This window comes from Nocardiopsis sp. JB363, assembly GCF_900143625.1.
In the GTDB taxonomy this organism is placed as follows: Bacteria; Actinomycetota; Actinomycetes; order Streptosporangiales; family Streptosporangiaceae; genus Nocardiopsis.
Window position 1 is genome coordinate 1 of record NZ_FRFF01000027.1, and the last position, 23,290, is coordinate 23,290.

21 protein-coding genes and 1 riboswitch are annotated in these 23,290 nt (G+C 71.0%); of the genes, 16 read left to right on the forward strand and 5 right to left on the reverse strand.

The features are described 5' to 3' along the window. Positions 1 to 79: 79 nt before the first annotated feature. From BQ8420_RS05220 to BQ8420_RS05235, 4 genes are all read left to right on the forward strand, one after another. Positions 80 to 1,357 (forward strand): aminotransferase class V-fold PLP-dependent enzyme, encoded by a 1,278-nt coding sequence (locus BQ8420_RS05220; protein ID WP_087096683.1) that lies wholly within the window; start codon positions 80 to 82, stop codon positions 1,355 to 1,357. Positions 1,358 to 1,492: 135 nt separating this feature from the next. Further along, positions 1,493 to 2,293 (forward strand): SAM-dependent methyltransferase, encoded by an 801-nt coding sequence (locus BQ8420_RS05225; protein ID WP_087096684.1) that lies wholly within the window; start codon positions 1,493 to 1,495, stop codon positions 2,291 to 2,293. A 291-nt stretch (positions 2,294 to 2,584) separates the two neighbouring features. Continuing rightward, positions 2,585 to 3,295, forward strand: coding sequence for an SAM-dependent methyltransferase (locus BQ8420_RS05230; protein ID WP_200815807.1), 711 nt, complete (start codon positions 2,585 to 2,587; stop codon positions 3,293 to 3,295). Further along, the gene (locus BQ8420_RS05235) at positions 3,286 to 3,816 is read left to right on the forward strand and encodes a DinB family protein (protein ID WP_087096668.1); all 531 of its coding nucleotides are present in this window, start codon (positions 3,286 to 3,288) and stop codon (positions 3,814 to 3,816) included. Before BQ8420_RS05230 ends, BQ8420_RS05235 begins: the two co-directional genes overlap by 10 nt. A gap of 34 nt (positions 3,817 to 3,850) precedes the next feature. Here the strand turns inward: BQ8420_RS05235 and BQ8420_RS05240 are convergent, their stop codons facing one another. Beyond that, positions 3,851 to 6,022, reverse strand: a complete 2,172-nt coding sequence (locus tag BQ8420_RS05240) for a primosomal protein N' (protein ID WP_087096669.1) — start codon at positions 6,020 to 6,022, stop codon at positions 3,851 to 3,853. Between the two features lie 126 nt (positions 6,023 to 6,148). On the opposite strand from BQ8420_RS05240, the gene fmt reads away from it, so the two are divergent. The 10 genes from fmt (at position 6,149) to BQ8420_RS05290 (ending at position 16,207) form a co-directional block, all read left to right on the forward strand. Further along, the gene (gene fmt, locus BQ8420_RS05245; protein ID WP_087096670.1) at positions 6,149 to 7,084 is read left to right on the forward strand and encodes a methionyl-tRNA formyltransferase; all 936 of its coding nucleotides are present in this window, start codon (positions 6,149 to 6,151) and stop codon (positions 7,082 to 7,084) included. Positions 7,085 to 7,164: 80 nt separating this feature from the next. Next, positions 7,165 to 8,628, forward strand: a complete 1,464-nt coding sequence (locus BQ8420_RS05250; protein ID WP_087096671.1) for an RsmB/NOP family class I SAM-dependent RNA methyltransferase — start codon at positions 7,165 to 7,167, stop codon at positions 8,626 to 8,628. A 141-nt stretch (positions 8,629 to 8,769) separates the two neighbouring features. Next, the gene (gene rpe, locus BQ8420_RS05255) at positions 8,770 to 9,438 is read left to right on the forward strand and encodes a ribulose-phosphate 3-epimerase (RefSeq protein ID WP_087096672.1); all 669 of its coding nucleotides are present in this window, start codon (positions 8,770 to 8,772) and stop codon (positions 9,436 to 9,438) included. 284 nt (positions 9,439 to 9,722) lie between these two features. Beyond that, positions 9,723 to 10,724: a phosphatase PAP2 family protein gene (locus BQ8420_RS05260; protein WP_087096685.1), complete on the forward strand. Its 1,002-nt coding sequence runs from the start codon at positions 9,723 to 9,725 to the stop codon at positions 10,722 to 10,724. A gap of 67 nt (positions 10,725 to 10,791) precedes the next feature. Continuing rightward, positions 10,792 to 10,922, forward strand: a riboswitch (FMN riboswitch). 116 nt (positions 10,923 to 11,038) lie between these two features. After that, a complete protein-coding gene (locus BQ8420_RS05265) occupies positions 11,039 to 11,665 on the forward strand; it encodes a riboflavin synthase (RefSeq protein ID WP_087096673.1) in 627 nt (208 codons plus the stop codon). A 50-nt stretch (positions 11,666 to 11,715) separates the two neighbouring features. Further along, positions 11,716 to 13,011: a bifunctional 3,4-dihydroxy-2-butanone-4-phosphate synthase/GTP cyclohydrolase II gene (locus BQ8420_RS05270; protein WP_087096674.1), complete on the forward strand. Its 1,296-nt coding sequence runs from the start codon at positions 11,716 to 11,718 to the stop codon at positions 13,009 to 13,011. Positions 13,012 to 13,085: 74 nt separating this feature from the next. Continuing rightward, entirely contained in the window at positions 13,086 to 13,559 is a 474-nt protein-coding gene (ribH, locus tag BQ8420_RS05275; protein WP_087096675.1) for a 6,7-dimethyl-8-ribityllumazine synthase, read from the forward strand. A 93-nt stretch (positions 13,560 to 13,652) separates the two neighbouring features. Then, positions 13,653 to 14,114, forward strand: a complete 462-nt coding sequence (locus BQ8420_RS05280) for a PH domain-containing protein (protein WP_087096676.1) — start codon at positions 13,653 to 13,655, stop codon at positions 14,112 to 14,114. A gap of 180 nt (positions 14,115 to 14,294) precedes the next feature. Next, positions 14,295 to 15,461: an XdhC family protein gene (locus tag BQ8420_RS05285; RefSeq protein ID WP_087096677.1), complete on the forward strand. Its 1,167-nt coding sequence runs from the start codon at positions 14,295 to 14,297 to the stop codon at positions 15,459 to 15,461. 125 nt (positions 15,462 to 15,586) lie between these two features. Beyond that, positions 15,587 to 16,207: an NTP transferase domain-containing protein gene (locus BQ8420_RS05290; RefSeq protein ID WP_087096686.1), complete on the forward strand. Its 621-nt coding sequence runs from the start codon at positions 15,587 to 15,589 to the stop codon at positions 16,205 to 16,207. 27 nt (positions 16,208 to 16,234) lie between these two features. On the opposite strand, the gene BQ8420_RS05295 is transcribed toward BQ8420_RS05290, so the two are convergent. The 4 genes from BQ8420_RS05295 to BQ8420_RS05310 form a co-directional block, all read right to left on the reverse strand. Then, positions 16,235 to 17,161 carry an aldose 1-epimerase family protein gene (locus tag BQ8420_RS05295; protein ID WP_087096678.1) on the reverse strand — a complete coding sequence of 309 codons (927 nt, stop codon included), beginning with the start codon at positions 17,159 to 17,161 and terminating at the stop codon, positions 16,235 to 16,237. A gap of 96 nt (positions 17,162 to 17,257) precedes the next feature. Continuing rightward, positions 17,258 to 19,966 (reverse strand): serine/threonine protein kinase, encoded by a 2,709-nt coding sequence (locus BQ8420_RS05300; RefSeq protein WP_200815808.1) that lies wholly within the window; start codon positions 19,964 to 19,966, stop codon positions 17,258 to 17,260. Positions 19,967 to 20,357: 391 nt separating this feature from the next. Then, a complete protein-coding gene (locus BQ8420_RS05305; RefSeq protein ID WP_235005939.1) occupies positions 20,358 to 20,666 on the reverse strand; it encodes a DUF2470 domain-containing protein in 309 nt (102 codons plus the stop codon). Between the two features lie 177 nt (positions 20,667 to 20,843). Then, positions 20,844 to 21,386, reverse strand: coding sequence for a YceI family protein (locus BQ8420_RS05310; RefSeq protein WP_087096680.1), 543 nt, complete (start codon positions 21,384 to 21,386; stop codon positions 20,844 to 20,846). Between the two features lie 154 nt (positions 21,387 to 21,540). Here BQ8420_RS05310 and BQ8420_RS05315 point away from each other — a divergent pair, with 154 nt between their 5' ends. Beyond that, on the forward strand, positions 21,541 to 22,017 hold the full coding sequence (locus BQ8420_RS05315; RefSeq protein ID WP_087096681.1) for a MarR family winged helix-turn-helix transcriptional regulator: 477 nt from the start codon (positions 21,541 to 21,543) through the stop codon (positions 22,015 to 22,017). A 329-nt stretch (positions 22,018 to 22,346) separates the two neighbouring features. Then, positions 22,347 to 23,054 (forward strand): SseB family protein, encoded by a 708-nt coding sequence (locus BQ8420_RS05320; protein ID WP_087096682.1) that lies wholly within the window; start codon positions 22,347 to 22,349, stop codon positions 23,052 to 23,054. Positions 23,055 to 23,290: the final 236 nt, after the last annotated feature.

Sequence of the window (23,290 nt, forward strand, 5' to 3'; positions counted from 1 at the left end):
CCCCCGTACCCGCCAGACCGCCCGGGACGCACGTGCGCGCCGGACGCCGCGCCCCGTCGAGACGGCCCCGGGCTGCTCGATCGTCACCGCCGACGGCGGGGTTCCGCTGGTCACCGGCGAGTACGTCGACTACGCCAACTTCGACTACGCCGCCAGCGCGCCCTGCCTGACCGAGGTCGCCGACGCGCTCTCCGCGGCCCTGCCGTACTACGCCAGCGTGCACCGGGGCGCGGGCCACCATTCCCGGGTCAGCACCGACGCCTACGAACGCGCCCGCCGCAGCGTCGCCGGTTTCCTGGACATCCGCCCCGACACCGACGCCGTGGTGTTCGTGCGCGGCACCACCGACGCCCTCAACCTGCTGGCCCGCTGCGTCCCGGACGGCTGCACCGTGGTGGTGTTCGAGTCCGAGCACCACGCGAGCCTGCTGCCGTGGGAGCACCCGGCCGCCCACGCCGCGAAGGTGGTGCGCCTGCCGCTGCCGGCGACCCCCGACGCCGCGATCGAGTCCGCCCGCGCCGCCCTGCGCGAGGCCCCCGAGGGCCCGAAGCTGCTGTGCGTGACCGCGGCCTCCAACGTCACCGGCGAGATCTGGCCCGTCGAGGAATTGGTCGAGGCCGCCCACGCCGAGGACGCCCGCGTGGTGGTCGACGCCGCCCAATACGTGCCGCACCTGCCGTTCAGCCTCACCGACACCCGTGCCGACTACGTGGCGCTGTCCGGCCACAAGCTGTACGCGCCCTTCGGTTCGGGTGTGCTGGCCGGCCGCGCCGACTGGCTGCGCGAGGCCGCGCCCTACCTGTCCGGTGGCGGAGCGACGCGGAAGGTCACCGACCACGAGGTGCTCTGGAACGACCTGCCGGCCCGACACGAGGCGGGCAGCCCCAACGTGTTGGGCGCCGTCGCGCTCGCCGCGGCCTGTGACACCTTCTCCGAGGACACCCTGTCCCTTCAGCACATCCGCGAGTCCGCGCTCCTGGAGCGGCTGCGCGCCGGGTTCTGCGAGATCGACGGCGTGCACGAGCTGACCCTGTGGGGGGCCGAGCACGCGCGGGTGGGCATCCTGTCGTTCGTGGTGGACGGGCTGCCCGCCGACCTGCTGGCCGCGGCCCTGTCCGCGGAGTACGGCATCGGGGTGCGCGACGGCCTGTTCTGCGCCCATCCGCTCACCGCACACCTGCTGCCCGAGGGGCACACGCAGGCGGTCCGCGCCAGCCTGGGCGTGGGCACCACCGAGGAACACGTCGACCGTCTGGTCGGCGCCGTGGCGGACCTGGTCGCCCGTGGCCCGCGCGAGGAGTACGTCGACCTCGACGGCCGGTTGGTCCCCGTCTCCGACCCGCGCGACGCGCCCTGAGTGGCGCACGCCCCGTAGTGGTCCCGTCGTCTATGATCAATTCCGAAAAACCGGCGGGAAAGGGATGTTCTGCGCAAGGGCGCCGAATTCTCGTTCCCTCTCGTGAACCCCCTGCGTATCGAGGTGGATGACCGTATGACCGACGACTCGACCGCTCCCGCCCCGGCGTCGAAGATCGATACCACCCGGACCCACTCGGCCCGGATCTGGAACTACTGGATGGGCGGCAAGGACAATTATCCGGTCGACCGTCTGGCAGGAGACGCGGTGGCCGATTCCTTCCCGGAGATCAAGGACCTGGCCCGCACCAGCCGTGAATTCCTCGTCCGCGCGGTCACTCACCTGACCCAGGACGCGGGCATTCGCCAGTACCTCGACATCGGTACCGGGATGCCCACCGCCAACAACACGCACGAGGTCGCCCAGGCGATCGCACCGGAGACCCGGGTGGTCTACGTCGACAACGACCCGCTCGTGTTGACCCACGCCCGTGCCCTCCTGGTCGGCACGCCCGAGGGGGTCACCGACTACGTCGACGCCGACCTGCGCGACCCGGAGGCGATCCTGGAGAAGGCCGCCGCCACCTTGGACTTCGACCGCCCGATCGGGCTCATGCTGATGGGGATCCTGGGCCATGTCCCCGACGACGAGGTCCAGCCGATCGTGAGTCGGCTCCTGGACGCCCTGCCCTCGGGCAGTTACCTGGTCAGCTACGACGGCGCCAACACCAGCGAGGACTACAACCGGGCCATCGAGGAGGGCAACAAGCACGGCGACGTGCCGTACCTGCTGCGCAGCCCCGAGGACATCGCCGAGCGCTTCGAGGGCCTGGAGCTGCTGGAGCCCGGTGTGGTGCCCTGTCCGCTGTGGCGACCGCCCATCGAGGGCGCCCGCCGCGGTCTGGACCAGTACGGCGGGGTGGCGCGCAAGCCCTGACACGGGTCCCGGGACCACGTCCGAACCCGTGACCGGGGCCGACCTGGAACCTCCAGGTCGGCCCTCGGTGTTCCGGCATGAGCGTTCGGGACGTTGGGCTCACAAAAACTTGCGACGCAGGTCATGACAAACAGTGCAGTAAGGCGCATTTCACGCAGGAGTGTGCCGGGTATCACGTTCACAAGCGGTACTATCTGGCCCTGACGGCAGGGTGCACCGTCGCGGACCCGATCGGTCCACCGGCCACGGACCCCTGCCTCCCACGAGCGAACCGGCTGGGGGAGCGTGAACGTGACGGACGTCCGAGGACCCGAAGCAGGCCCCCTCGCGGCCGTGTTCCGACAAAGGGCACCTCTGCGAGCCCCCGCGCGAGGGTCACGCGTGGTCGACCTCGACGCTCGGACCCGTGCCCCCCACGACCCGGCCCGAGCCGAACACGTCCGTCTGCACCAGGCCTTCCTCGGACGGGTCGTCGACTACCTGTGCGCCGACGCCGGCATACGCCAGTTCGTCGACTGGGGCTGTCCCGTCCCCGGAACCGCCGAACGTGTGCGCCGCGTCGACCCCGACGCCACCGTCGTGCACGTCGCCCCGGAAGGGACCGCGGGGGTCCTGGCCTCTCCCGACGACTCGGCCGTCCTGCCCGGCGACGGAGCGGGTTCCGAGACGCTTCTGCGCCGACTCCACACCAGCGGGCTCGTCGATCTCGACGAGCCCTTCGCCGTACTGATGACCCGCACCTTCGGCGCCGACTCCCCGCCCACCGGCCTGGACACCCTGCACCGACTCATGCGCGGCGGCGGCTACGTCGCCCTCACCTCCGCGGCGCCCCGAGCCGACGTCGAACGCGCCTTCGGTCCCTTCCTCCCGATGGAGCCCGGGGTGGCCGACCTGACCTGGTGGCCCTACCCCGACGAGGAAGTCGCGGCCCAGGGCAGCGGTGTTCTGGCAGGATTGGGACGCGCACCCGGAAGAGGAGGGGGAACGACCCGATGGCGGTGAACTGGAACGGCGAGATCCTCGCCCAGATGCAGTTCTACTGGGACTTCTCGTTGTGGCCGCGTCTGGAGGGACTCACCGACGATGAGTTCTACTGGGAACCGGTACCGGACTGTTGGACGGTACGTCGGCGCGAGGACGGCCGCTACGCTCCCGATGGCGCCTACCCCGAACCCGATCCGCCGCCGGTCACCACGATCGCCTGGCGGCTGGGCCACATCATCGTGGACGTGCTGGAGACCCGGATCAACTGGCACTTCGGCGACCGCACCGCGAGCCGGGACGCCGTCGACTGGCCCTCCACCGCCGCGGAGGCGCGCCAACGCCTGCGCACCGCCTACCTCACCTGGTCCGAACACGTGGGCCGACTCGACGACGACGACCTGGCCGCACCCGTGGGCGGGGCCGAGTCGGCCTCGTGGTCGGAGTTCCCGATGGTGGTGCTGGTCCTGCACCTGAACCGGGAGGTCATCCACCACGGCGCCGAGGTGTCCCTCCTGCGCGACCTCTACCGCGCCCGCTAGTGCCGCGACGGGGCGAACCTGGGCTGACGCGGCACTAGATCACGCGGAGGGGGTCGACTCGGACCTGGGCGAGGTGTTCGTCGCGGCGGGCGCTGCGGGCCACCGCCGCGGCCTTCAACGCGCGTGCCAGCTCACCGATGCCGTTGCGCGGGACCCGCAGCAGCGCGCGTTCGGTCAGGTGGGCGCCGTCATCGGAGGTCTCCGAGCCGACCGGTACCGGCCCCAGCAACTCCGCGCCCGAGGGCAGGGCGATCTGGTCCAGCAGTTCGCGCACGTGCTCGGGGCCGCCGGTGATGGAGGCCATCGACACCGCGGGCGGGAAACCCAACTCGCGGCGGTCGGCCAACTCGCGTTCGGCGAAGCCGCCCGGGTCCCAGCGCACCAGTGACTGCACCAGCGGCAGCACGGCGTCCGCGGACACCACCACGGTGCCGCCGGGGCGCACCAGCGCGGCGGCGTTCAGCCACCGGCGCAGCGTCTCCTCCGACGCCCGCAGGTCGGCCCGGTTGAGCAGCGCCCACCCGTCCAGCAACACCGCCGCCGTGTACCCGCCCTCGGCCACGGGTTCGGCCCCCGGGGTGGCCACCACCAGGGCCGGCTTGCTCGAAACCTCCGTCAGCACGTCCTCGCGCCCGGAAGTGCGCACGGTCAGCGCGGGGAAGGCCCGTCCCAGCTCCTCGGCGGTACGTCGGGCGCCCACCACCACCGCGCGCATACGGGTCGCCCGACACTCGGGGCAGGCCCACTGTCCCGCGACCCGGCCGCACCAACCGCATGAGGGCAGGGCGTGCGACCCGCGCACCGCGAGCGGACCATGGCAGGCGTCACAGCGTGCCGGTGCGCGACAGCCCGCGCACGCCAGGTTGTTGAGGTAACCCCGGCGGGGCACCTGGAAGAGCACCGGTCCCACTCGGGCGGCCTCCCGGGCCGAACGCAGCGCCACGCTCGGCATCCGCGCCGAACGCGCCGCCTGGTCCCGGGCCAGCTCACGATCATCCCCGGCCGGCCGCACCACCGGGGCGCGTCGGCGCAACGTCGCGCGGTCGGCGGCCAACGGGTGAGCCCACCCCGACTCCAGGAGCAGTTGGGAGTCGGTGGTGCGGGTGTGCCCGCCGATGAGCGCTCCGGCCCCCGCGCGGTGGGCGCGCATCGCCAGGACCGTGCGTGCGTGCGGGTAGGGCGCGTGCGGATCCACGTGCACGTCGTCGCCGTCGTCCCACAGCACCACCAGACCCAGCTCGCGCACGGGGGCGAAGACGGCCGCGCGGGTCCCCACCACTACGCGGACCCCGCCGCGCAGAACCGACAGCCAGCGCCGGTACCGCTCGGCCGGCCCCAGGTCGGCGGTGAGCGCCACGTGCCGTCCTTCGCCCAGCCGGCGGATGAGCGCGGCGTCCACCCGGGCCACGTCACGGCCGTCCGGGAGCACGATCACACTGCCGCGTTCGGCGGTCAGGGCGGCTTCGGCGGCCACCGCGATCGCATCGGTCCAGTCGGTGCCGGGCAGGGCGTTCCAGATCGCACGGGCCGGGCCTCCCTCGCGCAGCGCCCGGATGTAGGCGGGGCCCTCCGTGTAGGCGTCCCAAGGGCCGGGGTCGACCTCCAGGACCGCGGCCTCCACGGTCTCCTGCACGGCGGAGGCATCGCCCGGGGCCGCCGCGACGTCGGCGTCGTCGGACCGGGGTTCCTCGGCCCCCTGAAGGTCCTCCTCCCGTTCCCGTGCGAGCCGATCGGCCTCCTTCTCCACCCGTGCGTGCCGGGGCGGCACCGCCAACCGCAGCACGTCGCTCAGGGTGCCCGCGTACCGGTCGGCCACGGCCCGGGACAGCCCGAGGATCTCCGATGTGAGCACCGGTTCGGGGGAGACCACCGTCTCCAGGTAGGCCAACCGTCCGGCGAACTCCGAGCTCTCCACCCGCTCCGCCAGGAAACCGGCGAGCAATCGGCCGTTGAAACGCACCTTCACCCGGCAGCCGGGCACGGCCGTCTCGTCCATGTCGGCGGGCACTCGGTAGTCGAAGTAGCGGTCCAGGTGCGGCAGCGGGGTGTCCACGACGACACGCGCGATCGGGAGACGGTCGGCGGGCCTGCGCTTGGCCGGCCGACGGCTCTTCGCGGAGGCGGCCTTCGCCTTCGCCGTTTCCTTCGGCTCCTCCGCAGGCAGGTCGAAGAGGGCCGCTTCGGGCTGGTCGGGCTGCACAGTCATCGCCTTTGGTCTATCAGATGCCCACGACAACGCCGGGACTCCGCAAGCCCCGGGACAGGCGCGTTCCCGGTGGGGAGTGCGATAGAACAGGGACGCGTAGTCGCAGTCGAGGGGGAATGGTCGAACATGAAGCTGGTCTTTGCCGGTACACCCGAGGTGGCGGTGCCCTCACTTCGGGCCCTGATCGACTCCGAACACGAGGTCGTCGCCGTGATCACCCGGCCCGACGCCCGTGCCGGGCGCGGGCGCAAGGTGTCGGCCAGTCCGGTCGCCGAGCTCGCCGAGAGCGAGGGTATCGAGGTCCTCAAGCCCGCCAAGGCCGGTGACCCCGACTTCCTGGCCCGGCTGGCCGAGATCGCCCCCGACTGCTGCCCGGTGGTCGCCTACGGTGCCCTGTTGCCCCAGTCCGCCCTGGACATCCCCGAGCACGGCTGGGTGAACCTGCACTTCTCCCTGCTGCCGGCCTGGCGCGGCGCGGCCCCCGTCCAGCACGCTCTCCTGCACGGCGACGACGTCACCGGAGCCTCCACGTTCCGCATCGTCAAGGAACTCGACGCCGGGCCGGTCTTCGGCACCGTCGCCGAGACCGTGCGCCCCACCGACACCAGCGGTGAACTCCTCGCCCGCCTCGCCGAGTCCGGGTCCGGGTTGTTGGCGCGCACCATCGACGGCATCGCCTCCGGGGAACTCGGCCCCGTCCCGCAGCCCGAGGCCGACGTCTCCTACGCCGGCAAGCTCACCACCCTGGACGCCGAACTCGACTTCACCTGGACCGCTCTGCGCGTGGACCGCGTCGCGCGCGCCTGCACCCCGGCCCCCGGTGCCTGGACCACCTTCCGCGGCACCCGTCTGAAGCTGGGTCCGGTCCGTCCCGTCACCGACGCCGACCGCCCCGACCTGGAACCCGGCCACCTGTACGTCGACAAGAAGCGGGTCCTGGCGGGTACCAGTACCCACCCGGTCGAACTGGGTGAGGTCCAGCCTCAGGGCAAGAAGGCCATGGCCGCCGTGGACTGGGCCCGTGGCGTGCGTCCCACCGAAGACGACCGGATGGGCCGCTGACCTGTCGTAGTCTCGATGCCGGCGGGTGCGGCTGAGCGCGCGCCGACACCCGTCCCCGGCTTGTTGAGGCAGAGCACACGTTGAGCGAGCAGTCCCGTTCCCAGAACCGTCGTCCCAGTCGGGGCGGAAAGCCCCGCCAGGGCGGTCAGCGGTCCGGACCACCACAGCCGCGCGACCCCTCCCGAAGGGTCGCCTACGACGTGCTGCGCGCGGTCGAGCAGCGCGACGCCTACGCGAACCTGCTGCTGCCGGCCCTGCTGAACGAGCGCGGCATCCACGGACGCGACGCCGCGTTGGCCACCGAGCTCACCTACGGCACCCTGCGCCGGCAGGGCACCTACGACGCCATCCTGCAGACCTGTGTGGACCGCACGCTGTCCTCGGTGGACGGTGAGGTGCTGCCGCTGCTGCGCATGGGTTCCCACCAGCTGTTGTCCACCAACATCCCGCCGCACGCGGCGGTGGGGGAGTCGGTGGAGCTGGCCCGCAAGGTGGTCGGCCATCACCGTTCCCGTTTCGTCAACGCGATCCTGCGCAAGGTGAGCGCCCGCGACCTGGACGCCTGGCTTCCGATCGTGGCCCCCGAGCGGGACCGTGACCCGAGCGGCTACCTGTCGGTGGTGCACAGCCATCCGCGTTGGGTGGTCAAGGAGCTGGCCCGGGCCCTGGGGGAGCGGGCCAAGGACGCCGGTCTGCCCCGTACCGAGGAACTGCTCGAAGCGCACAACGAACGCCCCAAGGTGACCTTGGTCGCCAAGCCGGGCCGTTCCAAGGTCGCCGATCTGGAGGAGTCCGGCGCCGAACCGGGCCGCTACTCGCCCTTCGCCGCCTACCTGCCCGAGGGCGACCCGGGCGCCATCCGGGAGGTGCGCCAGAACCGGGCCGCCGTCCAGGACGAGGCCAGCCAGCTGGTGGCGCTGGCGCTGTCCCGGGTCGACGCCCACGGGACCGACGCCCGTTGGCTGGACCTGTGCGCCGGCCCCGGTGGCAAGGCGGGCCTGCTCGCCTCCCTGGCGGGGCAGCGGGACGCCCGCCTGGTCGCCTCCGAGCTCCAGCCGGTCCGCGCCGGGCTGGTGGCCGACGCGGTGCGCCGCGCCCCACGCGACGCCGGTCGTGTGATCGCCGCCGACGGCACCCGGCCGGCCTGGAGGCCCGGGGCCTTCGACCGGGTCCTGGCGGACGTTCCCTGCACCGGTCTGGGCGCCCTACGGCGTCGTCCCGAGTCGCGTTGGCGTCGGGGGCCCGAGAACATCACCGAGTTGGCCCCGCTCCAGCGCGCACTGCTCATCAGCGCCGTGGAGGCCGTACGCCCGGGTGGTGTGGTGGCGTACGTGACGTGCTCCCCGCATCTGGACGAGACCGACACGATCGTCCAGGGCGTGTTGGCCGAGCGGGACGACCTGGAGCTGTTGCGCGCCCCCGACTACCTGGACGAGGTTCCCGACCTGGCCGCCGGCCCGGAGGGAAGCTACGCGCAGTTCTGGCCGCACGTGCACGGAACCGACGCCATCTTCCTGGCCCTATTCCGTCGCAAGTCCCGGTAAGGCCGCTGTTCCGGCCCGGTGCCTCCAGCATCGGGCGAAGCGGACATATCCGGATCTACTTCGTAAAGGTGCCAGTTCGGCTATGTAGGTCGGTTCCGGTCTCCGGGACCGACCACCGGACAAGGCCGATACACTGCTGACGTGGCAATTCAGATCTCACCCAGCATCCTGAACGCGGACTTCGCGCACCTGGCCGACGAGGCCGCCGCCGTGCCGACCGCCGACTGGCTGCACATCGACGTCATGGACGGGCACTTCGTCCCCAACCTGACGCTGGGTCTGCCCATCGTGGAGTCCCTGAGCAAGGCGACCCCCACCCCGCTGGACTGCCACCTGATGATCGAGGACCCCGACCGCTGGGCGCCCGCCTACGCCGAGGCCGGCGCCGGCAGCGTCACCATCCACGCCAAGGCCGCCGGTGCGCCGGTACGCACCCTGCGGGAGATCCGCAAGCGGGGCGCCCGCGCCGGGCTGGCCCTCAATCCCGCCGAGCCGGTCGACCCCTACGTCGACCTCATCGGTGAGATGGATATGCTGTTGCTGATGACCGTCGAACCCGGATTCGGCGGACAGAAGTTCCTTGACCTGGTTCTACCCAAGATCCGCCGAGCTCGTGAGATCCTGGACGACAGGGAATCCTCCGTCTGGCTACAGGTCGACGGAGGGGTCTCCGACGAGACGATCGAACGCGCCGCCGAGGCCGGAGCCGACGTCTTCGTCGCCGGATCGGCCGTCTACGGGGCACAGGACCCCGCCGGCGCCGTCGAGTCCCTGAGGGCCCAGGCCCGTAAGGCCGGCGGTCGGGACTAGAACCGAAAAGACCATCTCCGAAGGGGCGCGGCCGCCCGCACCCACCACCCCGGTGCGGCCGCGCCCCGCCCCATTTCCACACAACGATCCCGGTTCGCCCGGAGTGTGGGTCTGGCCACGGAGCCCCGACGGCGCCTATGCTTCCGGCGGTAGTCGTAGAACTTTCGCTTGGTCGCGGCTCCGTCTTCCCCTGCACGGCCGTACGTGCCCGGGGGAGCGGCGCGGCGTGAGCGCGTTGCCAGGCGCGGACCCGTGGAGTACGCGTGCACGCCCAACCTCTGGCCATGAACACCCTCTGGGAGGCGGAGAGCTCCGCCATCCGCTGGTTGCAGGGGGCCGGTGACTGGCTCTCCTACCCCTTCGGGCTCGTCACCCACCTGGGCTCCCAAGGCGTCATCATCGTGCTGATGGCCGCCGTCTTCTGGTCCGTGAGCGCGGGCCTGGGCGCCCGACTGCTCGTCGCGGTCATCGCCTCCGGCGCCGTCAACGGCCTGCTCAAGTCGGTGTCCTACACGCCCCGTCCCTACTGGTTCGACGCCCAGGTCACCGGTTACAGCCACCACGGGAGCTTCGGCATGCCGTCCGGGCACAGCCAGGCGGCCATGGTCGCCTGGGGTTACCTGGGGATCCGGTCGGGCCGCCGAGCCCTGTTGTGGGCGGCGGGGGTCATCGTCCTGCTGGTGGCGCTCTCCCGTATCTACCTGGGCGCGCACTTCTTCAGCGACGTGCTGGTGGGGCTGTCCGTGGGCGCCCTCATCCTGTGGCTGATGCTGCGCTATGAGGACCGGGTGCTCGCCTGGTGGCACACGCTGGACGCTGTGCGCTGGGTCTCCTACCTGCTGCTGATCACCCTGGTGCCGTGCGTGCTGGCCATGGCCTGGCAGTTCGGGGTGCGCGGCGACTGGGTCCTCCCGGCCGCAGAGTGGATCGGCGCCACCCCCGCGGACCCGCCCGGGCACTCCCTGGCCGGTCTGTACACGGCCTCCGGAGGTCTACTCGGCGTCGTGTTCGGCCTCACCCTGCTCTACCGACGGGGTTGGTACAGCGCCGAGGGCACCGTCACCGCCCGGGTGTCGCGTTTCGCGCTCGGTATCTCCGTGGTCGTGCTCATCGTGGTCCTGGACGAGATGTTCTTCGGCGACCTGACCGGGCTGCCCGGCGCCCTGCTCTCCTTCGCGGTGTACGCCGCCCTCGCGTTCTGGGCCACTTACGGAGCGCCGCGGATGTTCATCACCAGCGGTCTCGCCACCAAAGCGCAAGAGGCCGACCGCACCGACCACGGGTGACACCTCTCACAGCGGCTAGGCGTCCCGAGCGGCCAGGGGTTAGGATCGGGATCGCTGTAGTTATCTAACGCGTGCTCCGGGGTCGGTGAAAGTCCGAACCGGCGGTGATAGTCCGCGACCCGGTCGAATCCATCGACCGGTTGAACCGGTGTGATTCCGGTACCGACGGTTAAAGTCCGGATGGGAGGCAGTGCGCGTTGGGACGGTTTCGAGCGTCGCCGACCATCGGTGTACCCGCTCGAACCCGGTCTCGTCGTGGACCCGTTTCCACACCCTTTTCCCCGGAGCCTGACGCAGGCGAAGGGACGTAGGGCGTGTTCACCGGAATCGTGGAAGAACTCGGCGAGGTCATCTCCGTCGAACCCGCCGGAACCTCCGGCGAGGCAGTACTGCTCACCGTGCGCGGACCCCTGGCGAGCTCCGACGCCGGGCTCGGCGACTCCATCGCGGTCAACGGCGTGTGCCTGACCGTCGTCGAACTCGGTGAGGGCACCTTCACCGCCGACGTCATGAAGGAGTCGCTGGACCGGTCCGGCCTGGGCGCGCTCGTCCCCGGATCCCCCGTCAACCTGGAGCGCGCCACGCGCAGCGACGGCCGCCTGGGCGGACACATCGTCCAAGGGCACGTGGACGGCACCGCGGCCCTGCTCGCCCGCAGCCCGGGCGACAAGTGGGACGTGCTCCGCTTCGCCCTGGCCCCTGACCTGTCCCCGTACGTGGTGGAGAAGGGCTCCATCACCGTGGACGGCACCAGCCTCACCGTCTCCGCGGTCAGCGAGCCCGGAGCCGCCGAGGAGTTCTTCGAGGTCAGCCTCATCCCCGCCACCCTGGAGGCCACCACGCTGGGCGGCTCTGCCGTCGGCGCCGTCGTCAACATCGAGGTCGACGTCATCGCCAAGTACGTGGAGCGCATCACCGCCGTCGCACGCGCCCGCACCTGATCGCCCTAAAGCCCCACCACCCACCATCGACGTACCTTCAGGGAGCGGGAATGACCGTCACCGACACCACCCCGTCCGCCGAGCCCGACGACACCGCGCCGGCCGTGGGCCTCGACCCGATCGAGGACGCCATCGCCGAGTTCGCCGCCGGCCACGCCATCGTGGTCGTGGACGACGAGGACAGGGAGAACGAGGGCGACATCATCTTCGCCGCCGAACTCGCCACCCCCGAACTCCTGGCCTTCATGATCCGGTACACCTCCGGCGTGGTGTGCGTGCCCATGGAGGGCGAGGAGCTGGACCGCCTCGACCTGCCGCTGATGACCGCGCGCAACGAGGAGAGCCTGCGCACCGCCTACACGGTCACCGTCGACGCCCGCGAAGGTGTGACCACCGGGATCTCCGCCGCGGACCGTGCGCGTACCGTCCGACTGCTGGCCGCCGCCGAGAGCACCCCCACCGACTTCGTGCGTCCCGGCCACATCCTGCCGCTGCGCGCCCGTCCGGGCGGTGTCCTGGCCCGCCGGGGACACACCGAGGCCTCCGTCGACTTCGCCCGTCTGGCCGGCCTGCGTCCGGCCGGTGTCCTGGCGGAGGTGGTCAACGACGACGGCACGATGGCCCGCCTGCCACGGCTGCGTCGGTTCGCCGACGAGCACGGGCTGAAGCTGGTCTCGGTGGAACAGTTGGCCGCCCACCGTACGGCCCTGGGCGAGGCCCTCACCGCCGAACAGGCCGCCCCCGCACTGGTCACACGCCAGGTGGAGACCCGCATGCCCAACCGGCACGGCGAGTGGAAGGCGGTCGGGTTCAAGGGAACCACCGACGGCGCCGAGCACGTCGCCCTGGTGCACGGTGACCTGACCGACGGCGTCGACGTCCTGGCCCGCCTGCACTCCGAGTGCCTGACCGGGGACGCGTTCGGTTCGCAACGCTGCGACTGCGGCGCCCAGCTGGACGCCGCGATGGCCGACATCGCCGAGGCCGGCCGCGGTGTGGTGGTCTACCTGGGCGGACACGAGGGGCGTGGGATCGGACTGCTGCACAAGCTGCGCGCCTACAGCCTCCAGGACCAGGGCGTGGACACCGTCGACGCGAACCTGCGGCTGGGGCTGCCCGCCGACGCGCGAGAGTTCGGCGCCGGCGCTCAGATCCTCACCGACCTCGGGGTGTCCTCGGTGCGGTTGCTGACCAACAACCCGGTCAAGGCCGAGGCACTGGAACGGTACGGGGTGAAGGTGAGCGAGCGCGTGGCCATGCCCACGTTCGCCACCGACGACAACATCGCCTATCTGCTGACCAAGCGGGACCGGATGGGTCACGACCTGGCGGGCGTCGCCCGCTAGTCGGCCCCGACCGTCGTCCGGGCCCGCCATGGGCGGGCCCACAACATGTTCGTCATCACGTGGAAAGGCCGGTCATGAGCGGTACAGGACGCCCGGAACAGGAGCGGGTCGAGGCCCGGGGGCTCTCGGTGGGCATCGTCGCCACCAGGTGGAACGCTCCGATCATCGAGCCGATGCTCGCCAACGCCCTGGAGGTCGTCAAGGAGTCCGGCGCCGGTGAGCCGGTGGTGATCCACGTGGCCGGAGCGGTGGAGATCCCCGTGGTGGCCCAGGAGCTGGCCCGAAAGCACGACGCGGTGATCGCGCTGGGCGCCGTCATCCGTGGCGGCACCCCGCACTTCGACTACGTGTGCCGATCGGTCACCCACGGCCTGACCGAGGTGGCCCTGCGCGAATCCACCCCCGTGGGCAACGGTGTGCTCACATGTGACACCCTGGAACAGGCGCGTGACCGCGCCGGCCTGCCGGGAAGCGTGGAGAACAAGGGCGCCGAGGCTGCGCTGGCCGCCCTGGACACGGCGGTGGCCCTGCGGGGGCTGCGCCGCTGACCCACACCCTCCTCGTCGGCGCGCGCCGCAGTCTTATCCCAGAGGACCGTGTGGACACGGATGGAGCAGCCGGTGCGGACGAAGGAACAACCTGTGGACGAGGCGTCGAAGCGGCCCGAGCTGCCGAGGACCTGGCGTCCCCGGGCGGTGCGCTGGGTCGCCTACGGGATGGGCGTACTGATCGTGGGCACCATGCTGGTGCTCGCGATCGTCCTGCCCAGCGACTGGCGCATGCTGGATCGGGTCCTGATCGTGGGGATGGGGTTGGCCTTCGCCGGTGGGCTGCACATGCTGGGCCGTCCGCGGTTGATCGCCACCGAGAAGAACGTGATCGTCATCAACGGGATCCGCACCCACTACCTGGCGTGGCCGGAGGTGCTGGACATCCGGATGCCGGTGGGGGAGCCCTGGCCGTGCGTGGACCTGTCGGACGGCACTTCGCTGCCGGTGATGGGGATCCAGAGCACCGACGGTGACCTGTCCCGGCGCAGCCTGGAGGAGTTCCGTTCGATGCTGGACCGGGGCGAGGCCACCGAACCCGAGCGCCCCGCCTAGGTTCTCTTTCGCGGGTCACGGGCCACCGTGACCGGCTCTCTTCGTAGAAGCAACCGAATCGAGCCCTCGTTTCCTGGAGGAACGGGGGCTCTTTCGTGTTGCGTAGGGCACATAGGTTGGTACCGAGTCCGGCGGATCTCGGGATCGACCCGCCGTGAGGGAGCCTGGAAGAGGTGCCGTGTGCGTGATATTCGAGCGACCGTGTCCGATCTGTACGCCTCGGGGGAGACGTTCGCGGTGGCCACGGTGATCGACACCTACAAGAGCGCGCCCCGGGACGCCGGGGCGGCCATGCTGGTGAGCGCCTCCGGTGAGGTGACCGGCTCCGTGTCCGGTGGTTGTGTGGAGGGCGCCGTCTACGAGGAGTCCCTGGAGACCATCGGGTCCGGGACCCCGGTGCGCCGCACCTACGGGGTGAGCGACGACGACGCCTTCAGCGTGGGGCTGACCTGTGGCGGGACCCTGCACATGTTCGTGGAGTCGATCAGTCGGGACACCTACCCGCAGCTGGGCGCGGTGCTGAGCGCCATCGACGAACACCGGCCGGTGGCGGTGGCCACCATCGTGTCCGACCCCTCCGGCACCGAGAGGGTGGGTCGACGCCGGGTGGTGTGGCCCGACAGCGCCGAAGGCGACCTGGGGCCGGGCGGGGAACGCCTGGCCGACGCCCTGGACGACGACGTGCGGGGCATGCTCGCCCAGGGCAGCACCGGGCTGTTGCACTATGGCGCGGACGGGCAGCGGCGCGGTGACGAATTGGAGGTGTTCGTCCAGTCGTTCGCCCCGGCCCCGCGGATGCTGGTGTTCGGTGCGATCGACTTCGCCGCGGCCGTGGCCGACCTGGGCACCTACCTGGGTTACCGGGTGACGGTGTGCGACGCGCGGCCGGTCTTCGCCACCACCAAGCGTTTCCCCACCGCCGAGGAGGTGGTGGTCAAGTGGCCGCACGTGTTCCTGGACGAGATCGCCGAAGAGATCGACCAGCGCACGGCGATCTGTGTCCTGACCCACGACCCCAAGTTCGACGTGCCGGTGCTCAAACGGGCGCTGAGCACCGAGGCCGGATACATCGGTGCGATGGGGTCGCGCCGCACCCATGAGGACCGACTGGATCGGCTGCGCGAGGCCGGGGTCCCGGAAGGGGCGCTGGACCGGTTGCACTCTCCGATCGGACTGGACCTGGGGGCGCGGACCCCGGAGGAGACGGCGGTGTCGATCGCCGCCGAACTGGTGCAGAGCCGGTGGGGCGGCAGTGGTCGCGCACTGCGCGAGACCACCGGACGTATCCACCAGGACACCCCCGTGGCGCCGCTGATTCCGGCCGGATTCGGTCACTCCCAAAGGTGAACCGAAATCCGCCGGATGGCGAATGCCCTGTTCAGAGCGGTGATCGCGGAAGCCGGTGGTGAAAATCCTCCCCGAGCTCGTCAAGGCCGCCCATGCGCGGCTTCGACGCGTGGCATCATCGCGTCATGACTACTGGGGGACCGGAGGGCAGAGGGGTCGAACACAGGGGGAATGTCGCGGGACTGCTGTTGGCGGCCGGTTCGGGGAGCAGACTCGGCCGCCCCAAGGCACTGGTCGAACTGGGCGGTGAACGACTGGTCGATCGCGGGGTGCGCACCCTGGGGGAGGGCGGCTGCGCCTGCGTCACGGTGGTCCTGGGTGCCGCCGACACCGCGGTCGACGGCGCCGTGACCGTGCACAACCCCGACTGGCCCACCGGAATGGGTTCGTCGGTGCGGGCCGGCATCGACGCTCTCCCCGACACCGTCGACGCGGTCCTGGTCGCCCTGGCCGACCAGCCCCTGGTCACCTCCGAAGCGGTGCGTCGCCTGGTGGAGGCCTTCGAACAGGGTGCGCGCGCGGCGGTGGCCACCTACAAGGGCAACCCCCGCAACCCGGTGATGTTGGGCCGTGAGCACTGGTCCACGGTCTACTCCATGGCCGAACGCGACGTGGGCGCCCGTCCCTTCCTACGTGCCTATTCGCACCTGGTGACGTCGATACCGTGCGACGACGTCGCCAGCCCCGAGGACATCGACACCGTCGAGGACCTGGCCAGGCTCAGCGAGGTACTCGACCGAGCCTGACCGAGTAGGTCCACGTCCCGGTACGGCTCAGCCGTCCAGGGGTTCGGCGAGGATGCCGAATTCGTGTTCGACGCTCTGGCCCGGGGACAGCACCAGCAGGCCGGTACCGCTGTTGAAGGCGTCGGGCGGGCAGGTCATCGGTTCGGCCGCCAGATGGGCTCGGTGCGCGTCGCCGCCCAGGGTGTCGGCGCTGAACAGCTGAAGCCAGTCGTAGCCGGTACCCGCCCACAGGGCCACCCGGTGCTCGGGTCCGCCGAGCCGTACCCAGGCGCGCCCGTGATCGTCCCGCCTCAGGTCGGTGAAGGCGGTGTCCAGAACCGTGTCGCCCAGGTCGCGGCCGGGCGGGAGCAGGTCGAACCCGCCGCCCGACACGGGTACGGGCGGGCCCGCGGGGATGAGGTTCTCATCGGTGGGTTGGCTGCTGCCCGCGTCCGAGGACACGGTGAGCCCTCCGCGCGCCGACAACTCGTCCAGGGGCCGACCCAGGGTGAGGTAGGGGTGGAAGCCCACACCGTAGGGGGCGTCGCCCTCCCCGGCGTTGCGGGCGCCCAGGGTCACGGTCAGCCCCTCGTCGGAGAGCCGGTAGTGAGCGGTCAGCTCCAGCGGAAAGGGGTAGCCGGGAACGCCTTCGAAGGCCAGTCGCAGCGTCACCGCGTCCTCGTGGACGTCGACCGGGGACCAGGCCAGGTCGTGTACCAGGCCGTGGATCGCCGAACCGGTCTCCGGGTTGTCGACCTCCAGGCCGTACTCGACGCCCTGGAAGGTGTACCGACCTCCGGCGAGCCGGTTGGGCCAGGGGGCCAGCAACTGGCCCTGGAAGGCCTGGGGGCCCTCCACCCTGGTGTAGGGCCACACCAGGTCGTGATCCTGCCAGGTGAGGGCTTGCAAACCCGCACCGACCCGGTCCACTCGCGCTCGGTAGTCACCCGAGCGCAGTTCGAACACCTCGCTCACCTATCCGCCTTCCTCAGAATGGTCCGGCCGGTGCCGAACCCGCCGATCTTAGCGAGGGGCCCGGACCGACCGAGCCGCGGGTCGGCCGAGACGCGGTCATTCGAGGAGGGAGTCCAACGGGATGAGGACACCCGATCCGAGGGCGAGCAGGCCGGTGGACATCAGCACGACCAGCATCAGGATCGACCCGACCGCGGCCAGGCGGAAGGCGGCCAGCCGGCGGCGCGCCTTCACCTTCTCCTTCGCGGAGGTACGACCCAGGTACAGCAGGACCACGGCCAGCAGGACGGGTAACCACCAGGAGGCGCCCATTTCGCCGGGCAGCAGCCCGGTCAGGGCGGCGGCCCCCTCGCTCACCGGGTTGGTGCTGAAGTCCAGCAGCCCGGTGTAGGCGTCCGTCACCAGGGTGCTCTCGGGGAAGAAGCCGTTCTCCGGGCGCAGTGCCCGCCCCAATCCGTCGACGAGCCCGAGCAGGGCCGCGGGGTAGGCGAACCGGCGGCAGCGTCCGGCCCGCATGGCCCGTTGGATCTGCCCCATGGTCCGCTCGACCCGGCGGGAGTCGCGTTGCCGCCGACGCGCAAGTCTGCGCTGTTCCTTGGGGGTGGTGTCCTCCTGCGAACGGGTGGGGTCCCCCGGCACGACCGTGTTGTCGGGGCGGGTGGCCGCCTCGGCCCGACGCTGATTGGCAGAGGCCGCCTTCTCCTTGGTGCTGTCCCACCTCTCGCGTGCCGAACCGGCCAGAGAGGCCCACCGGTCCTGGCGGCGGGTCCGGCCGTCGGCGCGCTCGCGTTCGGCGATGGCCGAGCCGATCCGGTCCCCCTCCGACAACAGGAGCAGGGCGGTGAGCATGGCCGAACGGGAGGCCAAGGGATCGCCGCCGTCGCGCAGCGCGGCGCGGCGCTGCTCCGCCCACCAGGGCGCGTTGGGTGCGGAGCTGCGCTGTTGCGGGTGCCAGGACTGGCGGCGCAGCGTCGACCGGTTCCGGGACTCCGTCTCCGGGACCAGCACCAGCTCGACGGCGCGTGCCCAGGTGGTGTCGATCTCGTGCGCGGCGGGGCGTCGGGGCGCGTCGGGACCCGAACCCACCAGACCGTCGAGGGTCTCCTGGACGCGGCGCATCAGCAGGGGAACCTCGTGCTGCACGCGTTCCAGGAGCGCGCAGCGACCCGAGCCGCCCGAACGGCAGGTGGGGTGCGGACACCAGTGCTGGGAGCCCAACGCCACCACGCCCGACTCCACGGTCTCGCGCACCACCGAGTGTCGGCTGGCGTCGCCGGTGGACAGGGACAGCAGTCCGTCGGCGCTGATCTCGTGGCCGCGGAACCTGGGCGGCATGCCGGGCACGTAGCGGGCCGCCAGGGCGCTGATGGCCACGTGCGCCAGGTCGGGACGCTCGTTCAGACCGGTGAGGTAGGAGCGGTCGAAGGTGTAGTCGTTGACCTCGCGGTCCAGCCAGGTGCGCAGTTCCGACCAGTGGCTGCGCAGCCACAGCGCGCCGGTGTCGGAGCGATCCAACAGGTCGAAGGCCAGGCTCGGCGGGTCCTCGTGGGTGGTCCCGGCGAACACGATGGGGCGCAGCCGGCGGACCGTGCGAATCCGGGGGCGTTCACCGGCGAGCCACGCGGCGACCTCCTCCTGACCCCAGCGTGCCGAAGGCGCGAGGGCGAGCAGTCCCCGGGCCAACAGTCGCCAGCGTTCGTCGGTGATCGCGGAGATGTCGACCTCGGTGTTGCGAGCGGTCAGCCAGTTTCCGCCGCGCTCGGGGCGGCGGCCGGCGACCAGCTCGTGCACCATCACACCCAGCGACCACCAGGCGGCGGGCGCCTCGCGTCGGCCCTCGATGACCTCGGGGGCGGCGTAGTCCTCGGTGATGGCCTGTCCGCCGTAGACACGGCTCATGGTGGCGCGCACGGCGCCGCCGAAGTCGGTGAGCGCGACCACCGGCGGGTCCAGGGTGCGCATCAGCAGGTTCTCCGGCTTGACGTCGGTGTGGTTGTGCTGGAGTTCGGCCTGCCAGTGGTGCAGGCAGTCGGCGACCGCACGCACCACGGCCTCGGCGCGTTCGTCGTCCAGGGGGGCTTCGTCGATGACCTCGCGCAGGGTGCCGTGGGCGAAGTACTCCTGGGCCTCCCATGCCAGGTCCTCGCCCCAGGAGCTGGTGGCGGTGCCGTACCCCTGGATGGCGGGTGTGTGGGGGGACGCGGTCCCGCGTGCGCGCAATCGGTCCAGGAGTTCGCGGTTGATGTCGTGGCCGGGTCGGTACACCTTCAGGGCGAGTCGTCGCCCCGGTGAGTCGGTGGGTTCGACCAGGTAGACGACGGCCTCACCGCCGGCGCCGAGCCGGTCCAGGACCTGGTAGCGGCGGCGCAGCTCGGCGGGTACGGCGTAGTCGAGGTCGCCCGCGGGGCCGATGACCACGCGGGAGGCCAGGCGGGCCACCCAGTCGAGTAGGGGGCCGAAGAGCACGCGCCACCAAGGGGTACGCCCGGAGCCACCGGAGTCGGGACGTCGGACACGGGTGGCGTCGGCCCCGGCGGGGGCGTGGCCCGCGGCCTCGGGCGACACGACCCGTGTGGGGTCGGCGCCGGCCGGGGGGACGACGCGGGTGCGATCGGCCCCGCCCGGCGGTATCACGCGGGTGGGGCCCTCGTCGGGTTCCGCGGCCGGTGGTCCGGTCGCTCCCGGCCGGAACACACGTGTCACCCAGCGCGTGGCCCCCACCGCCGGGTTGACGCGAGTGGTGGGGGAGACGGGGTCGATCCGTTGGGTCGGTGCGTTGTCGTCACCGGGGTCGGGCGTGACCATCGAGGCCGGATCCATCCTTCGAGCGGCGTTGCTGTACGGGCGTCCGGGGGAGGGAACGTCCCTTCCAGACTAGGTCGTGTTCCGCGAATACATACCCTGCTGCGCGGCGCCCCAGTGGCACCGGCACGGCGTTCTCATCAGTCGACAGCCAAACCCGGGCTGACTCCTTCTTCGGCCTTGTGCCGGCACCACTGGATGCGCCGCTCGCGACGGGCAGCATCCACGGAACACGCCCTAGGTCGTACGCGTGCCCGATCGGAGGGGTTCTCGCACCCCTGGCCGGCGGGGCGCGCAGACCCCTTCCCCCGTTCATCGATAGGACTCGGTCGGGACCGTTCCGGTTCCGGATCCGGTCCTCGAATTCACTGTCGGCAGGGTCGGAGCGGTCGGGTCAGTGCTCGCCGCGAGGGGAGAGGCCGAGCTTCAGGCAGGACTCCCGGTACATGCGTACGACCTCTTTGCGGATCTGTGCGCGCTCGGTGAGCGGCTCGCCCCAAGGGACCCGTACCGTGCGCTCGGCCCCGTCCACGGTGATCACATAGTCGCCGCCCTCGGCGTCCAGATCGGTCATGCGGGCCGCGGTGGCCTCGGGTTCTCCACCCAGGCCACGGCAGATGATGAGGGTGTCCTCGGGGTGATCGCCGTTCATATGGCCGGTGACGGCGGTGACGACCTCGGGGGAGAAGGGGTTGGACGGCACGGTCGGGGCTCCTGTCGACGGTGGACACACGAAGAAGACGGGGGAGGGCCGGATGAGGCCCTCCCCCGTCGACGATATCCGAGGCCCCTCAGGTTGATGACGTAGTGTCGTCAAACCCGGGGCGACGGTCGCTCTTTTGTGCGGTCGCGCTCGGACACCGTGACCCGAGGTCGTCGATCAGGCCTGGCGGGTGAACTCGGCGTCGATCTCGATGGTGATCTTGTCGCCGACGACCACGCCGCCGCTCTCCATCGGCATCTCGATGTCCACGCCGAACTTCTTGCGGCTGATGGTGGTGGAGGCGGAGAAGCCCGCACGGTCCAGACCGTAGGGGTCGAGGGTGGAACCGTTGAACTCCAGGTCCAGCTCGATCGGGTGGGTGTTGCTCTTGATGGTGAGCTCGCCCTTGAGGACGAAGTCCTCGCCCTTGGCCTCGATGCCGGTGGAGCGGAACGTGAAGTTCGGGTTCTCCTCGACGCTGAAGAAGTCGGCCGAACGGATGTGGGCGTCACGGTCGGTGTTGTCGGTGTTGATCGAGGCCGAGTCGATGGTGGCCTCGACCGACGCCTTCGTGGGGTCCTCCGGCACGGTCAGCGTGGCGTCGAACTTCTCGAAGCGCCCCCGGACCTTGCTGACCATCATGTGACGGACCGAGAAGCCGACGATGCTGTGGGCGGTGTCGATGTTCCAGGTGCCGGGCTTGAGTTCCTGAGCGGCCATGGTGTCTCTCCCTGTCTGCGGACGACCCGGGTCGGGGTCGATGTTGCGGTAAGAACTTTGCTTGAGAACAAAGTGCCTTAGAAGTATCTTCCTTGGAAGGAGTCTAGGAGATCGGGCGCGGGATGGCAAGCCCCCTCCCGATAGAATCCGAATCATGGACAAGACCTGGCTCGATGCCGGAGAACAGCGGGTCTGGCGCGGTTTCCTGCGGATGAACTCCTCGCTCTACGACGAGCTCGAACGTGACCTGCGCGACCGCGACGGACTCACGCTCACCGAATACGGAATCCTCGCCCACCTGTCGGAGATGCCTGACCGGCGCATGCGCATGCGTAACCTCGCCGACACCGTCATCGTCTCCAAGAGCCGACTGTCCCATCAGATCGCCCGCCTGGAACGCGACGGATACGTGCGCCGGGAGCCCTGCTCCGATGACCGGCGCGGCTTCTGGGCGGTGCTCACCGAAGAGGGCGCCGCCGCCCTGCGGGAGGCCGCGCCCGGGCACGCCGCCCGCGTGCGCTCCCTGGTCTTCGACCGACTCACCCCCGAACAGATCGACGGTCTTCGCGAGATCGTCGATGCCCTCGGCGGAGCCCCCGATGGAGCCCCGGATGGAGCCTCGGACCGATAGCGGGCCCGACGGGGCAGGGTCCTCCCTCGCCGGAAGGGAGCCCGTGCGGGCCACGGCGCGGGCGCGAACGGCCCCGTCCCACCAGGCCGCACGATCCCACCGCGGAATCCGCTCCCGGGACCCGGTCACCATCACGGCCACTTCGGGCCTACTTCGGCGAACCACTGGCCCGCGCCGCCCACTCCTGTGAAGCTGGAGCGGGGCCGGCGGGCTGGCGAGGGGCCGACCCCGCACGGCGGCCGTCCGCGGCCGGAGGAGGGGAGAGCCACATCGTTCTGTCCGAGAAGCGTTCCCATGACGGACACGCACCCCAGGTAGAGTCGGAGCCCGTGAGCAGACCAACCATCACCGGCGCCCAGAACTTCCGCGACGACGACGGCAGCGCCGACCCGGTAGTCGAGACCCGGCTTCGCGACCACGCCGCGGGCAAGATCGGCGACCGTCAGGTCCTGGCCGCCCTCAGCGACTCCCGCGTGCTCATCCCCGTCGTGGCCGTGGCCACCGAGACCGAAGAGGGCGCGGGAGGCCTCACCAAGGACAAGAACAGCGAGGTCGCCATCCCCATCATGACCGGCAAGGACGGTCGTCGGGGTGTGCTCGCCTTCACCTCCGTGGACGCCGTCCGACGCTGGCGCCCCGACGCCCGACCGGTTCCGTTCACCGCCCAGGACGCCTGCCAGGCCACCCTTGAGGAGAACGCCGACGCGCTGGTCCTCGACGTGTCCGGCCCGGTCCCCCACACCATCCAGGGCCGCTTCCTCACCATGCTCGCCGAACAGGGCACCGTCCCCGACCCCAAGGACGACCCGCAGGTGCTGGCCCTGATCTACCGGGTGACGCACTCGGAGTTCGGCATCGAACGCGTGCGCATCCACCCCTCCGATCGGGGCGACATCGGCATCCGCCTCGAACTGGACGAGCGCGACGACGAGTCGCTGCGTCGGGTCGCCGAACGACTGGCCACCGAGTTGGAACACGTCCTGCCGGGCGGGGTCGAGCTGAGCGCCGTGGTGCGCGCCCAACGCGACGAGGAGTGAGCGGGTACGGCCGACGACCGTCCCCTCCGAAGTTGTCCACAGGCTCGCCGAAGCACTGTGTTCCGCGCGCTCCGACGGGTAGTTTTCCCACATGTCCACCCCCTTGGCGCTGACCCTCACCCCGACGCTCTGGTCGATCCCCACGGCCCTCTTCCTGGGGCTGGTCGGTCTGCTCGTCGGGCGCGCCACCGGCCGGCTGGTCCACCTCTTCGGGCCGGCCCACCCCCATACCGAAC

Coding starts and splice junctions, on each gene's coding strand:
- BQ8420_RS05235 (WP_087096668.1), top strand. CDS start 3,286: ATGGCGGTGAACTGGAACGGCGAGATCCTCGCCCAGATGCAGTTCTAC.
- BQ8420_RS05310 (WP_087096680.1), bottom strand. CDS start 21,386: ATGGCCGCTCAGGAACTCAAGCCCGGCACCTGGAACATCGACACCGCC.
- BQ8420_RS05260 (WP_087096685.1), top strand. CDS start 9,723: ATGAACACCCTCTGGGAGGCGGAGAGCTCCGCCATCCGCTGGTTGCAG.
- BQ8420_RS05270 (WP_087096674.1), top strand. CDS start 11,716: ATGACCGTCACCGACACCACCCCGTCCGCCGAGCCCGACGACACCGCG.
- fmt (WP_087096670.1), top strand. CDS start 6,149: ATGAAGCTGGTCTTTGCCGGTACACCCGAGGTGGCGGTGCCCTCACTT.
- BQ8420_RS05300 (WP_200815808.1), bottom strand. CDS start 19,966: ATGGTCACGCCCGACCCCGGTGACGACAACGCACCGACCCAACGGATC.
- BQ8420_RS05290 (WP_087096686.1), top strand. CDS start 15,587: ATGACTACTGGGGGACCGGAGGGCAGAGGGGTCGAACACAGGGGGAAT.
- BQ8420_RS05315 (WP_087096681.1), top strand. CDS start 21,541: ATGGACAAGACCTGGCTCGATGCCGGAGAACAGCGGGTCTGGCGCGGT.
- BQ8420_RS05240 (WP_087096669.1), bottom strand. CDS start 6,022: ATGACTGTGCAGCCCGACCAGCCCGAAGCGGCCCTCTTCGACCTGCCT.
- BQ8420_RS05225 (WP_087096684.1), top strand. CDS start 1,493: ATGACCGACGACTCGACCGCTCCCGCCCCGGCGTCGAAGATCGATACC.
- ribH (WP_087096675.1), top strand. CDS start 13,086: ATGAGCGGTACAGGACGCCCGGAACAGGAGCGGGTCGAGGCCCGGGGG.